Raw genomic sequence first — 13568 nt, 5'->3', positions numbered from 1 at the left:
AAAGGAGGGAGGTAGGGATTATGAATATTAATTTTGCGGATCAACCAAGATGGGATAAAATTGGCTACATATGGTTACTGCTGGCTGTTTTATTTTTATTAAATGTATCACTTGGTGGCTCTTTCTTATCTTTACTTTTAGCAGTAATTAACACGGTATTAGGTGTCACTTACATTCGAATTACGAAGGTGCCATATCTAGTGGTAAGTAATAAAACGATAACTATCTTTAGAAGATTAATTGGTAAGAAGGAAATATCATTAGAGCAAATTGAAAAGCATGAAGTAAAAGAAAGATTTACAGATTTAATTTTAAAAAATGGACAGAAATCAAGAATCAAACACAGCTGGATAACCAAAGAAGAGCTTACCCAGCTTCATAAACGCTTTGAAGAATATGTTTAATTCGATAGGTGCCTGTCACTTGTCGAATTTCGACAAGTGACAGGCACCTTTCAAAACAAAAAAGGGTGTTGACTTTTTTATTTTATCGTTTTATTATAGTAAACAATAAAAATTGTTCGAAAAATGAATATTGGGTGTTGAAGAAGAAGAGTAGCTTTTATGGAAGCTTTAGAGAGCTGGTGGTTGGTGCAAATCAGTGCTAACATGAGAGTGAATGGCCTTCGGAGCCTCTAAACCGAACACAAGCAATTGATAGTAGGCTTTGGCGAATATCTCATCGTTACAAGAGACGTATATTAAAGCTACTATAGTGTAGATATACGTAAAGTGAATTGCAATTTGCAATTAATGAAGGTGGCACCACGGGTTCCTCGTCCTTTGGATGAGGAACCCTTTTTGTATTTTTTACCAACACAACTTCATATCAAAATCGTTAAATAAGAGTAGTACGTATGTCTGATTCATTACAGAGAGCTAGGCGTAGGTGAGAGCTTAGCATGATAGGACGTACCGAATGGACTTATGAGAGGCTTTTTGAACAACTAATAAGTAGGGAAGCTCGGAATTCCACCGTTAAAAGGATAGGGTATCAGAAATTTTCTAAGCAGATCAGGAATTATCCCCTGCCAAAGATAACTACTATTCTCGTCCCGAAGAAGAGAGATTGATTGTTTCAATCTAATGTGAGATGGCACCGCGGCGACTCCGTTCTCCAATTACACGTTTTCTGTGTAGTTGGGGGATTTTTTATTTGTAGGTAACTTTGTATTTTACTTAGGGAATCCAAGGATTCCACCATAAAAAATAAGGAGGGAAAATGACATGGATCCAAGGGCAGTTAAATCCAATCCATTAAAAGTAAAGGAAATGGAAGGTGATACGTTAACACCAATTTCCATTTTTCATCGACTGTCAGGCAAGCGCAAATTTTTATTAGAAAGCTCATTAAAGCATGAGAAATCTGGTCGATATTCCTTTATTGGAAGCGATCCTTACCTAGAGTTAAAAGCAGTTGGAGGCGAATGTGAGATTCATCGTATTCAAGAAGGAGTAAGGTGTACACAAAAACTCACGATCATAGATGCTATTCACCAACATTTGAGTAGTTTTGATAGGTCATTACCCTTTCCATTTTATGGAGGAGGTGTTGGCTATATAGGGTACGATGCCATTCGCCAGTATGAAAATATTGGTGGGACTCCTGCTGATGATATGGAAATGCCGGATGCACATCTGATGTTTTACGAGCAAGTGGTTGTCATGGATCACCAATTACAAAAAATATATCTTGTTTTCCTTGACCTATCTGGAAATGGAACCGAAGAGCAAATGGCAAAGAAGCTTCACCAAATGGAAGAAGACCTCAAGACACCGTCTAAGCAGGAATTTTCCAGGGAAATTGCAAATACAAGCTCTTTCCATTCGACTATTAAAAAAGCAGTATTTGAGGAGAAGGTAAAGAAGGCACAAGAACATATAAAAAGAGGTGATATTTTTCAAGTCGTTCTTTCCCAACGCCTACAAGCAGAATTTAAAGGTAGTCCTTTTTCCTTCTATCGCAAACTAAGAAGGACGAACCCTTCTCCATATATGTTTTATATCGATTTTGATGATTATTTGGTATTAGGAGCTTCTCCTGAAAGTCTGGTATCAGTTAAAGGAGAACACGTGTTAACGAATCCAATTGCGGGAACTCGTAGACGTGGGATGACAGAGGAAGAAGACCAACAGTTAGAAAAAGATTTACTTTCTGATGAAAAAGAACTTGCTGAGCATCGGATGTTAGTAGATTTGGGAAGAAATGATTTAGGGCGAGTTTGTGAGATTGGAAGTGTGGAGCTTACCAAGTTTTTAACGGTGGAGCGGTATAAACATGTTATGCACATCGTTTCCGAAGTAAAAGGAAAGCTACGCAAAAATGTATCTCGGTTAGATGCGTTACTATCTTGTTTACCAGCGGGAACAGTATCTGGTGCTCCGAAAATTCGTGCCATGCAAATCATCAATGAATTAGAAGTATCGAAAAGAGGGGTGTATGCAGGGGCAGTTGGTTACATCAATGTTACAGGTGAATTTGATTTTGCGTTAGCGATTCGAACCATGGTCATTAAAGCAAATACAGCTTATGTTCAAGCTGGAGCGGGGATTGTGCTTGATTCTGTTCCACAGAATGAATACGAGGAAACGATTCATAAAGCGAAGGCACTGTTGGAGGTGAAAGGATGATTTTATTAATCGATAATTATGATTCGTTTACGTATAACCTGTATCAATATTTGGGGGAGTTAGGAGCAGAGATCACTGTAAAGCGAAATGATGATATTACGGTGGAGGAAATCAAACGAATGAGTCCGCATGCAATTGTTTTATCACCAGGTCCTGGTCATCCTTTAGATGCTGGTATTTGTGTCGAGGTTATTCAATCCTTTTATCAGGTGACCCCTATTTTAGGTATTTGTTTAGGACATCAAGCAATTGGGGCTGCGTTTGAAGCGCCAATTCAACAAGCGAAGAAGATTAAGCACGGGAAAGCTTCACAAATAAAACATAACGGGGAAGGACTTTTTGAATATATGCCTGTTCCACTGGTGGTCATGCGCTATCATTCCTTAACGATAGATAAACATCATGTACCTCCTCCGTTTGAGGTTACAGCGATATCGATGGATGATGGGGAAGTTATGGCGATTCAGCATCGAACCTATCCATTGTTTGGGTTACAGTTCCATCCAGAATCAATTGGCACCCCAACTGGAAAAATGATGTTAAAAAACTTTTTACAATGTATACGAGAGGAGACGGTAAGTCATGGAAACATATCTACAGAAATTAGCTAGTGGAGAAGATTTAACAAGTATAGAAATGAAACAAGCAGCCGAATTACTTTTCCATGAATCTACGACAGATAGTGAAATAGCTGCTGTGTTAATGGGGCTGTCATTAAAAGGAGAAACACCAGAGGAAATAGCTAGTCTTGTAGAAGTACTGAGGGATCACGCCTTGTCATTTCAAAAGAAATTTCCAGGAGTAATGGATAATTGTGGAACAGGTGGAGACCGGTCCTACAGTTTTAATATAAGCTCCACTTCTGCCTTTGTTATTGCTGGGGCAGGGGTACCTATAGCGAAGCATGGGAATCGAAGTGTATCGAGTAAAACAGGGAGTGCAGATGTACTAGAAACATTAGGTGTATCACTCGATTTTTCCGCAGACGAAGTAGAGGAGTTATTAGCGGAGAATGGGATTGCATTTTTGTTTGCTCCACATGTTCATCCGAACCTAAAGCAAATCATGAAGGTACGTAAGGAATTGCGGATTCCTACCATTTTCAACTTAATTGGACCATTAACCAATCCAGTTGAATTAGAAACACAAATGCTAGGAATCTATCAACGAAAAGGACTTCACATGATGGCAAAAGCTCTCCATCAACTAGGAAGAAAACGTGCCATTGTTGTTAATGGAGCTGGTTATATGGATGAAGCTTCTCTAGCCGGCGATAATCACATTGTTTTATTGGATCAAGGTAACATTACTGAGTTTACACTTGCTCCAGAAGAAGTGGGGCTTACTAGGTATCCGCTTGAAGCGATTAGAGGTGGAAATGTAAAGGACAATGCCAGGATTTTAATGGATGTATTGCATGGAGAAAAAGGCCCATATTTTGAGACGGTATTATTGAATGCGGGGCTTGCAGTCTTTGCACATGGAAAAGCGAATTCGATTCAGGCTGGCATAGATCTTGCACGTGAAAGTATTTTATCAGGATCTGCTTTGGAAAAACTAAATTATTTAGTTGCGTATAGCAATCAACGGAAAGTGGGGTAAAGAAAGATGACGATATTAGATGATATTTTGAAAGAAAAAAAGAAAGAAGTAGCTCGACTAAATGCAGAGGGAGTGCTGTTCGAGAGAAGGTACCATAAACCGCGATCATTATACGATACATTCGTAAAAAACAAGCATTTACATGTGATTGCAGAGATAAAACGAGCCTCCCCATCGAAGGGAGATATTCAAACTGAAGTTAATCCAGTTGAACAGGCAAAAAAATATGTGGAGGCTGGTGCGGGTGCCATTTCTGTACTAACAGATACTCCGTTTTTCAAAGGTTCAATGAATGATTTACAAGCTGTCCGAGAGGTAGTAGATGTGCCCCTTTTATGTAAGGATTTTATCATTGATCCAATTCAAATCGATCGAGCAAAAGAATGTGGAGCAGATGTTATTTTACTAATTGTAGCTGCACTCCCTAAGCATAAATTAGTAGAATTATATTTTTATGCTAAATATCAGGAGTTAGATGTATTACTAGAAGTTCATAATGAGGAAGAATTGCAGGTTGCCCTAGAAATGGAGGCTGGCATTATCGGGATTAATAATCGGGATTTGAAAACATTTGATGTTAGTTTAGCGGTTACGGAAAGGTTGGCAAAGCGGATAAACACGGAGGAGGTTCTTGTAATCAGTGAGAGTGGAATCGTTACAGGGAATGATGCTTCAAGAGCTCTGCGTGCAGGTGTAAAGGGAATTTTAGTAGGAGAAACGTTGATGCGGGCTGAAAATATTCAAACAAAAATGAACGAATTTATGGTCCCATGGGAAGGTGAAAAAGCATGAGGGTAAAAATTTGTGGTGTAAAGGATAGTGAAACCGTTCAAGGTGCAGTTGCAGCAGGAGTAGATTATCTTGGATTCATGTTTGCAGAGAGTAAGCGGAAAATATCGATGGAAACAGCAAAAGAGCTTGCAGCTTATGTACCAAAATATGTGCAGAAAGTGGGGGTTTTTGTTAATCCGACATTAGATGAGGTGTTATCTGTTATGGAAAATGTGGGATTAGATATGGTTCAGCTACATGGGGATGAGACACCGGAATTTTGTAACATGATCCCGGTTCCCGTGATTAAAGCTTTTCCAATCAGATCTGCGGAGGATATTCATCGACCAAAAACGTATGAGGTTGATTACTATTTATTCGATAGTCCAGGTGGAAAATATCGAGGAGGAAGCGGAATGACGTTTGATTGGGGACTCTTAGCAGGAATTGAGATTCCGAGGGAAAAAGTGATTGTAGCTGGGGGTCTGACCCCAAATAACATTTTAGCTGCAAAGAGGGAAATAAACCCAGCGATTGTTGATGTTTCGAGTGGTGTGGAGACAGATGGGGTAAAGGATAAAGAGAAGATAAGGGCATTTATTAGGGCAGCAAAAAATGAGGAGTTGACGTATGATGTATAATTTTCCAGATCAACTTGGACAATTCGGAATGTATGGTGGTCGCTATGTTCCAGAAACATTGATGCAAGCAGTGATCGAATTAGAAGAGGCCTATGACAGTGCAAGACAGGATCCGGAATTTATGAATAGCTTAAACTATTATTTAAAGCAGTATATTGGACGGGAAAATCCATTATATTATGCGGGAAATTTAACCAATCATTTAGGTGGTCCAAAGATTTATTTGAAAAGAGAGGATTTGAATCATACAGGTGCACATAAAATTAACAACACCATTGGGCAGGCACTACTAGCAGTACGAATGGGGAAAAAGAAAATTGTTGCCGAAACGGGAGCTGGACAGCATGGAGTTGCTACAGCAACAGTGTGTGCATTGTTAAATCTGGAATGTGTTATTTTTATGGGCGAAGAAGATATTCGCCGCCAAAAGCTTAATGTTTTTCGAATGGAATTATTAGGAGCAAAGGTTGTTGGAGTAAGCCAAGGAAGTGCAACATTGAAGGATGCGGTAAATGAAGCACTTCGATATTGGGTTACCAATGTCGAGGATACCCATTACATTATTGGCTCCGTATTAGGACCACATCCATTCCCTAAGATGGTACGTGACTTCCAAAGTGTGATTGGCAAAGAAACTAAGGAACAGTTTTATTTAGCGGAAGGTCGATTACCAGATGCAGTTGTCGCATGTATTGGCGGTGGAAGTAATGCGATGGGTATGTTCTATCCGTTTGTGAAGAATGAGGAAGTAAAGTTGTACGGGGTAGAAGCAGCTGGCAATGGGCTAGATACGGAAGAAAATGCTGCATCCCTTACGAAAGGTACTGTTGGTGTGCTTCACGGGGCGATGATGTATGTGCTACAGGATAATAATGGGCAAATACAAGAAGCACATTCAATCTCAGCAGGGCTAGATTATCCTGGAGTAGGACCAGAACATAGCTACTTAAAGGATATCGGTCGCGTGGAGTATACATCTGTTACAGATGATGAAGCATTACAGGGTTTCCAGCTATTATGCCATACAGAAGGGATTATTCCCGCATTGGAAAGCTCGCATGCCATTGCTCATACCATGAAACTAGCTGAAAAAATGAATCGAGATCGAGCATTGGTTATTTGCTTGTCTGGACGAGGGGATAAGGATGTGGAAACGATAAAAGCTGCATTAGGAGGGGAAAGAGATGAGTAAACAGAGATTAGATGCTGCCTTTGAGCTGGTGAAAACAGCAGGGAGAAAAGCATTTATTCCATACTTGATGGCTGGGGATGGCGGGATGGAATCACTAGAGGAAAAAATATTATTTTTACAGGAGGCAGGTGTAACGGCAATTGAACTCGGTATTCCTTTTTCGGATCCGGTAGCAGACGGTCCAACGATTCAAGAAGCGGGGAAACGTGCGTTGGAAAATGGCACTACATTACGAGTCGTTTTGGATTATTTAGCGGAAATTAAGGATAAAGTCGAGGTGCCCTTGATTTTAATGACCTATTTAAATCCAGTTTATAAATATGGAATTGAGAAATTCACTAGCGATGCTCGAACTGCTGGAGTTAGTGGGATTATTGTACCGGATTTACCACTCGAACAGTCGGGGATATTATTGGGGCAGCTAAAGGAAAACTCGCTAGCGTTTATTCAATTAGTCACCTTAACAAGTCCAAAAGAACGGATTAGGAAGATTGCCGAAGCTTCGGAGGGTTTCTTATATGCGGTAACAGTCAATGGGATCACTGGAGAGCGGACGAATGTTGGGGAGGATTTGGATTCGTATATTAAACGGATCATGATGTATAGCCATACACCAGTGTTAGCAGGTTTCGGGGTCTCAACACCAGAACAAGTAAAAGAAATTGGTGCAATATGTGATGGCGTGATTGTGGGCAGTAAAATTATTTCATTATGGGAAGCAGGGAGATTGGATGAAATTAGAGAATTAGTGCGATCCGCACTGTGATTGATGTTAGGACAGGAGGATAGATACATCGATTTCGTACAAAATAAAGGAAAATGGAATGGAGGTATCCATATGACTGATGGTAATAATCGTACCGTTGCAGGGACGGACATTGAGGAAGTAAAGCGTCTCAATCAAAACTCAGGACTTTCTTATAATGAAGCAAAAGAACTGCTAGCAAAACAAATGGAGGCCACGGCACAAACATCTACAGCGCAACAGACCCAGAAGAAGTGAAGCGGAAACGCGGTGCCTGTCACTTGTCGAAATTCGACAAGTGACAGGCACCTGTCTATTTTTCTACTGCTACGGTTTCCTTAGTTTTCTGCCATTCTTGTTTAGTGATGCCATACAGGATCCATGGGGATGGTAATGTAAATGGATGATTAGCTGGAAGTAATTCGACTTCTTCTTTCGTTAAATCCATCCATATGTATGTTTCCACTTCATTATCATCTGCTGTTTGCTGAACTAGATCCTGGTAATCAGCAGAAATGGTTTCCCATAGTCCTGGTTGTTCGGTTTTGTCATTCCATGGATATACCGCATGTAGATAACGGTATTTTTTCTGATCGGGTTTTGTTATCAGAAATCTAGTTTTGTCTTCATTTTCATAAAAGGACCATTCCAGCAGGTTTTCAACCGAAAATAGCGCTTCTGAAGCAGGGAAAGGATAATAACATTCAAAAGGAAAAACAGCCGCTTGCTGCACATAGACTTTGTCTACCCATTCTTTTTTTCTCTCTAAATTATGAATTGGGGTCCAAAGCTTTCCACCTGTTTGAAGTATACTTGTATCTTCTGTTAGTGCGCCATGAGTCATCGTATATGCTGATAAGCCAATTTTGTCCATCACACGTCTAGCTGGAATATTTTCTTCTTGCGTATTGGCTCCAACCCACTGAATTCCTTCTATTTGAAAGGCTTCATTCATCATAAAAGCCATTAGTTTCGTTGCAAAATCATTTCCTCTATATCTACGGTCACTACGCAATCTCCCTAGCATGGCATAACGATTCATATAGATCGAAATTCCACCTAAACTAACTAATTGATCTTCTATAAATAAACCATAAAGACGATTGGGTTCTGTTGATAGTCTATCAAAAATCCGGATGACATAATCATCTTCTATTCCAGTATTCATTTCCTTTAAATAGGGAAAGTCTTTACTAGTTAATACTCGGATTGTTTTCTCCATATTGCACTCACTCCCCATGTTCTTAAAAAATTCTGCACATTCATTATAAACGTATTAAAAGGTGCCTGTCACTTGTCGAAATTCGACAAGTGACAGGCACCGACAAAGGACATTTACCCAGCTTTATTCCAACGCCGATAAATTGGGATGACTAGGAGGATGAAGCCGACATAGATTAGGATTCCCATGAAGAATGCCCAAAGCGAAGTAAATAGTTGATTCCCTAAATAAGCATACACAATCATTCCGGGGATTTGTCCGAGTGCTGTTGCAGCAATATATTGTCGGAACAGCATCGAGCTAATTCCGGAATATATATTTACGACTGGTGTTGGGATGATTGGGATCATTCGTGTAAATAAAATAGCAATAAAAGCGTTTTGGCTAATAATCCGATCAAATTTTTGAACTTTATCATACTTGGATATATATTTCTGAAACTGTTCCACAAAAAAGTATCGTGCTAGGACGAAAAATATGACAGCAGCTCCAACCGATCCGGTCCAATTAATCGCAGCTCCAATCCATACAAAATATTTTGCCCCCATTAATCCTGCGAAGACTGTAAAAGGAACGATGGGAATGGTACTAAATAAAATGGCCAAAAGAAACATGATTGGAAGCTGTGCAAGACTACTTTGATTCAACCATAGCAGTAATGGCTCTCGATACAAGAAAGCAATAAATAATATGCTGCCATAAACTAAGCCAATAAAAATAATTCGATAGATCATAATACCTACTCACTCAACTCTCTAATCGATCATTAACACAAACAGTTTTTATATAGCATATCCAAACAACCAAAAATGTTGCAGGTGCCTGTCACTTGTCGATATTCGACAAGTGACAGGCACCGACAAATTAGAAAAGAGGGAATTTATAGTTAGTTGTCGAATTAGATATGCATATTGAAGTGATTGTAAACTTAGGGGGGATTTTGATGAGTATTGGATTAGTAGTGGTGCTAAGTATTGTATTAATGGGGGGTATGGCTTTTCTCACCTATCTGTTAGGAAGAAGGGTATCGAGTAGATTAGTTAAATATATACCAGCGTTTGCTTCTTTATTAGGACTTGTATTTTTTATAATCAAACTAAATTTTATACCATATCAAGTCCATGCATTTGAAGGGATTTTTGATATGGTAGCAATTATTATACTTGCTATTACATTTTCCTGTTCATTGATCGTAGCAATTATCGTAGAGTTTATTCAATATAAACGGAGAATATAAAGGTGGTGATGGTTTGAGTAATTTAGAAAATGAATATCTTCATCTAATTAATCAGCAATTTAGACATTTTAAAAAGCGTGCAGAAATGGGTATAGAACAGCTTACAGAGAAGAGATACATGTTAAACCGAGCGAGGAATCTAATTCTGTAGCAATAATTATAAAGCACTTAAGTGGTAATATGTCCTCAAGATGGGTTGATTTTTTAACTACAGATGGAGAAAAATCCTATAGAAATAGAGATAATGAATTTATCGATGAATATGAGACAAAGGAAGAATTGATGAAACGGTGGGACAAGGGGTGGGCATTACTTTTTAATACGATTGAAAGCCTTCAACCGGAGGATTTGCAAAAAGTTGTAACATTAAGGCAACAGCCAATGAATGTTATGCAAGCAATCCAAACAGAAATAGCACATATCAGTTACCATCTAGGACAAATCTTATACATCGGCAAGCAAATTAAAAATGAGGATTGGACGATCTTAAGTATTCCTAAAAATGGTTCAGAAGAATTTAATAGAAAAATAGCAACAAATAAAAAAAGAGATTAGGAAAGAAGTGTAGAATATGGAACCAGCAGTAGAACAACTTTTATCGAAAGAAATTATGGAGGAAGCACTATCACATTTCACATTACGACCCGAGTATCGAAAACTAGGGGATTTTGAGAATTATGTATTTGAGGTTTATCGAAACGATATGCCATATATTTTACGGATTACCCATAGCACTCACCGAAGTGAGGATGAAATAAAAGCTGAGTTAGATTGGATTAATTTTTTACATTTTGAACAGGTTAACGTTCCAAAAGCATATGAATCCAAAAATGGAAGAATGGTGGAAGCAATCAACGCTGCGGATGGGAGTGTTTTTTACTGTAGTCTGTTTTCTAAAGTAATAGGTGAGCCAGTAAAGATCACTAGTAAACTGTTTAATGAGAAGTTATTTTTTGCATGGGGAAAAACTATTGGGAGGATGCATCATGCAACCAAAAAATATACACTAACTGAAAACATAAAAAGAAGAGCTTCCTGGGATGAAGATGATTTACTGGAGATTGAGAATTATGTACCAGCACAGGATACAGTGATTATTCAACATACCAAAGAATTAGTTAATCAACTAACTACTCTTCCGAAAAACAGCGATAATTTTGGGTTGATTCATTCAGATATACATTCAGGAAACTTCTTTTTTGACGGTGAGGAAATTCATGTTTTTGACTTTGATGACAGTTGTTACCTATGGTTTAGCTCAGATATCGCAATTCCTGTATACTATTCGGCTTTGTATCGCTATCCACAAGGAAATAAGAATGAGAGAAATGCGTTTGCCAATATGTTTATGAAATCCTTTATGGAAGGATATAAAACGGAAAGTCAACCGCCTAAGCAATGGAAGGAACAATTACCATTATTTTTACGATTGCGAGATATGACACTGTATTCTGTTCTGTATAAGAAGATTCCTCTTGAAGAACGCAATGAAGAAATCAATAAGCTATTAGAGGAAATTAAAAAACGGATCGAAAGTAACGAAGCAATTGTTGATATTCATTAAAAAGTAGATGAGAAGGCACCTGTCACCAGTCCGTATTCGACAAATGACAGGCACCCCTTTTTTATTCGACAAATTTCGAGGAGTGACAGGCACCGACAAAGGGCAGTCCAATATCTTTGATTAGTTGGAAGTATGTCTGCTGTTTTGTGGGCTTGGGTGAGATAGGCTGCGTTTATTTTTCCATACACGATCATTATTTGAGGTTTCTGGGAATTTTTCACCTGCATGCATGGTTACTTGTTGTGGTTTTTTAACACCACTTCCAGTTTCGCCTACTTCAATGTAAACTCCATTATTTGGTGCCTTTTCCCCACCTTTAAATTGACTAATTTCTCCCATTCTGATTCCTCCTTTTTTAATCATTATTAGTATGAGGAATTCATAAGTGTCTATGAATGGAAAGAATAGGGAAGAATCTGTCAGTTCCTTCCTGTCGGTGCCTGTCACTTGTCGAATTTCGACAAGTGACAGGCACCGTGGCATCGCGGGGCTAACTCTTCAATCAATTTCTAATCACTCTTTGTTTCCTTTTCCTTTGGCTTTTTCCTTTGAGTTGGCTGCTTGGGAAGGGGCGTCCACATTCCCTTTGTTTTTTTCGTTTGCAGGCGTATCTTGATTATTTGTATTTTCCTGTTTAGCTTCTTTCTTCGCATTTGTGTTTGGGACTGGTGGTTTTGTTTCAGGCTGCTTATTTTGCCTTACTTCTTGACTAGTTTGTTTCCCTTGTGTTGCTTTTTCTTGTGCTTTTTGTTGCACCGATTGCGCCATTTCTGTATCTTGTTTGGCCAGAGAAGGCACATAAGTGGATTTCTCTTGAAATTTCTTTCCCACAGCGGTATTATCTTCTGCGTCTTTTTCTTCTATTTCATCCATCCCAGCATCAAATTCAACCTGATCTGATTCTATAACACTTCTTAATTCCTCCACATCATCATCGACGATTACATCACTAGCTAGCTGTTCTTCAATACTACGCATCTTTTCTAATTTATTTTCCATCCTAGCAAAGGCTTTTTCCACATTCTTTGCGAGAGCCGCTTTCGCTGTAGGGTTTTCTACTTTTTCCATTGCAAGTAAAAGAGCAGTAACATTCTTGCTGAATTGGACTTGTAACTCTTCACGTACATCTTCAACAGGTTCTTCAGCTTTATCCACATCTTCTTCTGTTACTTCATCTTCCTCGGGAGTAATACCTTCTAATTCTTCTGGTATCGGATCTTCTTCATCTGATCCAGTCGTACCCTCTGTTTCCGCTTCATCAGCTACATAATCAAGGGCCAATTGCTGACTTTCCAGTGCTCTATTTAGTAGAACAATGGCTCCGTCTGTATCACCTTGGCTAAATAATTCGTTTGCCTCTGCAATTCGTTCATTAGCAAACTTGGACATCAACTCTGCTTTAGCTGTATCTCCAAAGGTAAGTGCTAATTGGACTTTTTCTGCAATAATTTCCACAAAGTAGAAGAAATCACCTGGGATGAGTCCTGGTTCATCGAATGGAACCTCTTCTTCAGCTGTTGTACCTTCATCGATAGGAGGATCCTCTGGAACAGGTTCACCTTCTAGGTCTTCAATATCCGTGTCATCCTCTGTAATGGTAATTCCAAATTCATCTGCAGCAGGTGTTTCAGTTTCAAGAGTTATATCATTATCTTCTTCTGCAAAAGCATGAGTCACTCCGCCAAACATAATTGTTGTAACTAATGCGCCACCCATCATGACTTTTATAGCTTTCACTGGTAATGTCGGAAACGTATTTTTAACATATCCAATTGCAATGCGATTGATATCTTCTTCCGCTTTCATGGATAGACCAAATTCTTCTGCATATTCCTCAAGTGATTGATGAGGCTCTAAGTATAAAATAACCTCATACGCATCACCCTTTGGATTAAGCTCATGTCTATGAAAATACACGCAATCTACCTCCAGTTCTATTCGAGTGGTGCCTGTCACTTGTCGAC

17 protein-coding genes and 2 other annotated features are annotated in these 13568 nt (G+C 38.9%); of the genes, 13 read left to right on the top strand and 4 right to left on the bottom strand.

Going from position 1 to position 13568, the window contains the following annotated elements:
• Window positions 1-20: 20 nt before the first annotated feature.
• The 9 genes from GMD78_RS05990 to GMD78_RS05950 all read left to right on the top strand — a co-directional run bounded on the left by GMD78_RS05990 (window position 21) and on the right by GMD78_RS05950 (window position 7839).
• Entirely contained in the window at window positions 21-404 is a 384-nt protein-coding gene (locus GMD78_RS05990; RefSeq protein ID WP_155667924.1) for a hypothetical protein, read from the top strand.
• A 128-nt stretch (window positions 405-532) separates the two neighbouring features.
• Window positions 533-786: a binding site (T-box leader), on the top strand.
• Between the two features lie 42 nt (window positions 787-828).
• Window positions 829-1120, top strand: a binding site (T-box leader).
• 106 nt (window positions 1121-1226) lie between these two features.
• Window positions 1227-2630 carry an anthranilate synthase component I gene (trpE, locus tag GMD78_RS05985; RefSeq protein ID WP_155667922.1) on the top strand — a complete coding sequence of 468 codons (1404 nt, stop codon included), beginning with the start codon at window positions 1227-1229 and terminating at the stop codon, window positions 2628-2630.
• Complete coding sequence (locus GMD78_RS05980) at window positions 2627-3241, top strand: anthranilate synthase component II (RefSeq protein WP_155667920.1); 615 nt, start codon at window positions 2627-2629, stop codon at window positions 3239-3241. Before trpE ends, GMD78_RS05980 begins: the two co-directional genes overlap by 4 nt.
• Window positions 3213-4232 (top strand): anthranilate phosphoribosyltransferase, encoded by a 1020-nt coding sequence (gene trpD, locus GMD78_RS05975; protein WP_155667918.1) that lies wholly within the window; start codon window positions 3213-3215, stop codon window positions 4230-4232. The genes GMD78_RS05980 and trpD overlap by 29 nt, the downstream gene beginning before the upstream one ends.
• A 6-nt stretch (window positions 4233-4238) precedes the next feature.
• Complete coding sequence (gene trpC / locus GMD78_RS05970; protein ID WP_155667916.1) at window positions 4239-5024, top strand: indole-3-glycerol phosphate synthase TrpC; 786 nt, start codon at window positions 4239-4241, stop codon at window positions 5022-5024.
• Window positions 5021-5644, top strand: a complete 624-nt coding sequence (locus tag GMD78_RS05965) for a phosphoribosylanthranilate isomerase (protein ID WP_155667915.1) — start codon at window positions 5021-5023, stop codon at window positions 5642-5644. Before trpC ends, GMD78_RS05965 begins: the two co-directional genes overlap by 4 nt.
• Window positions 5634-6836 (top strand): tryptophan synthase subunit beta, encoded by a 1203-nt coding sequence (gene trpB / locus GMD78_RS05960; protein WP_155667913.1) that lies wholly within the window; start codon window positions 5634-5636, stop codon window positions 6834-6836. The genes GMD78_RS05965 and trpB overlap by 11 nt, the downstream gene beginning before the upstream one ends.
• Window positions 6829-7602, top strand: a complete 774-nt coding sequence (gene trpA / locus GMD78_RS05955; protein ID WP_155667911.1) for a tryptophan synthase subunit alpha — start codon at window positions 6829-6831, stop codon at window positions 7600-7602. Before trpB ends, trpA begins: the two co-directional genes overlap by 8 nt.
• Before the next feature lie 72 nt (window positions 7603-7674).
• A complete protein-coding gene (locus GMD78_RS05950; protein ID WP_196493743.1) occupies window positions 7675-7839 on the top strand; it encodes a hypothetical protein in 165 nt (54 codons plus the stop codon).
• A gap of 55 nt (window positions 7840-7894) precedes the next feature.
• On the opposite strand, the gene GMD78_RS05945 is transcribed toward GMD78_RS05950, so the two are convergent.
• Window positions 7895-8803, bottom strand: coding sequence for a GNAT family N-acetyltransferase (locus GMD78_RS05945; RefSeq protein ID WP_155667907.1), 909 nt, complete (start codon window positions 8801-8803; stop codon window positions 7895-7897).
• Between the two features lie 113 nt (window positions 8804-8916).
• Window positions 8917-9537, bottom strand: a complete 621-nt coding sequence (locus tag GMD78_RS05940; RefSeq protein ID WP_155667905.1) for a TVP38/TMEM64 family protein — start codon at window positions 9535-9537, stop codon at window positions 8917-8919.
• Window positions 9538-9746: 209 nt separating this feature from the next.
• Between GMD78_RS05940 and GMD78_RS05935 the strand changes: the two genes are divergently transcribed.
• From GMD78_RS05935 to GMD78_RS05925, 4 genes are read left to right on the top strand one after another with little or no spacing between them, the layout of a single operon-like run.
• A complete protein-coding gene (locus tag GMD78_RS05935; RefSeq protein WP_155667903.1) occupies window positions 9747-10040 on the top strand; it encodes a hypothetical protein in 294 nt (97 codons plus the stop codon).
• Between the two features lie 13 nt (window positions 10041-10053).
• Window positions 10054-10191: a hypothetical protein gene (locus GMD78_RS21830; RefSeq protein WP_343042148.1), complete on the top strand. Its 138-nt coding sequence runs from the start codon at window positions 10054-10056 to the stop codon at window positions 10189-10191.
• On the top strand, window positions 10155-10595 hold the full coding sequence (locus GMD78_RS05930) for a DUF1572 family protein (RefSeq protein WP_343042161.1): 441 nt from the start codon (window positions 10155-10157) through the stop codon (window positions 10593-10595). The genes GMD78_RS21830 and GMD78_RS05930 overlap by 37 nt, the downstream gene beginning before the upstream one ends.
• 16 nt (window positions 10596-10611) lie before the next feature.
• Window positions 10612-11604 carry a phosphotransferase enzyme family protein gene (locus GMD78_RS05925; RefSeq protein WP_155667902.1) on the top strand — a complete coding sequence of 331 codons (993 nt, stop codon included), beginning with the start codon at window positions 10612-10614 and terminating at the stop codon, window positions 11602-11604.
• A 120-nt stretch (window positions 11605-11724) separates the two neighbouring features.
• On the opposite strand, the gene GMD78_RS05920 is transcribed toward GMD78_RS05925, so the two are convergent.
• Together GMD78_RS05920 and GMD78_RS05915 are read right to left on the bottom strand one after the other, a co-directional pair.
• Entirely contained in the window at window positions 11725-11943 is a 219-nt protein-coding gene (locus GMD78_RS05920; RefSeq protein WP_155667900.1) for a YjzC family protein, read from the bottom strand.
• A gap of 174 nt (window positions 11944-12117) precedes the next feature.
• The gene (locus GMD78_RS05915) at window positions 12118-13521 is read right to left on the bottom strand and encodes a DUF5667 domain-containing protein (protein ID WP_155667898.1); all 1404 of its coding nucleotides are present in this window, start codon (window positions 13519-13521) and stop codon (window positions 12118-12120) included.
• Window positions 13522-13568: the final 47 nt, after the last annotated feature.

The organism is Ornithinibacillus caprae, from assembly GCF_009728145.1.
GTDB lineage: Bacteria > Bacillota > Bacilli > Bacillales > Amphibacillaceae > Ornithinibacillus > Ornithinibacillus caprae.
The sequence above is the reverse complement of the archived record's forward strand: the minus strand, read 5'-3'. Positions and strand labels throughout refer to the sequence as shown.

Coding starts and splice junctions, on each gene's coding strand:
- GMD78_RS05990 (WP_155667924.1), top strand. CDS start 21: ATGAATATTAATTTTGCGGATCAACCAAGATGGGATAAAATTGGCTAC.
- trpE (WP_155667922.1), top strand. CDS start 1,227: ATGGATCCAAGGGCAGTTAAATCCAATCCATTAAAAGTAAAGGAAATG.
- GMD78_RS05980 (WP_155667920.1), top strand. CDS start 2,627: ATGATTTTATTAATCGATAATTATGATTCGTTTACGTATAACCTGTAT.
- trpD (WP_155667918.1), top strand. CDS start 3,213: ATGGAAACATATCTACAGAAATTAGCTAGTGGAGAAGATTTAACAAGT.
- trpC (WP_155667916.1), top strand. CDS start 4,239: ATGACGATATTAGATGATATTTTGAAAGAAAAAAAGAAAGAAGTAGCT.
- GMD78_RS05965 (WP_155667915.1), top strand. CDS start 5,021: ATGAGGGTAAAAATTTGTGGTGTAAAGGATAGTGAAACCGTTCAAGGT.
- trpB (WP_155667913.1), top strand. CDS start 5,634: ATGATGTATAATTTTCCAGATCAACTTGGACAATTCGGAATGTATGGT.
- trpA (WP_155667911.1), top strand. CDS start 6,829: ATGAGTAAACAGAGATTAGATGCTGCCTTTGAGCTGGTGAAAACAGCA.
- GMD78_RS05950 (WP_196493743.1), top strand. CDS start 7,675: ATGACTGATGGTAATAATCGTACCGTTGCAGGGACGGACATTGAGGAA.
- GMD78_RS05945 (WP_155667907.1), bottom strand. CDS start 8,803: ATGGAGAAAACAATCCGAGTATTAACTAGTAAAGACTTTCCCTATTTA.
- GMD78_RS05940 (WP_155667905.1), bottom strand. CDS start 9,537: ATGATCTATCGAATTATTTTTATTGGCTTAGTTTATGGCAGCATATTA.
- GMD78_RS05935 (WP_155667903.1), top strand. CDS start 9,747: ATGAGTATTGGATTAGTAGTGGTGCTAAGTATTGTATTAATGGGGGGT.
- GMD78_RS05925 (WP_155667902.1), top strand. CDS start 10,612: ATGGAACCAGCAGTAGAACAACTTTTATCGAAAGAAATTATGGAGGAA.
- GMD78_RS05920 (WP_155667900.1), bottom strand. CDS start 11,943: ATGGGAGAAATTAGTCAATTTAAAGGTGGGGAAAAGGCACCAAATAAT.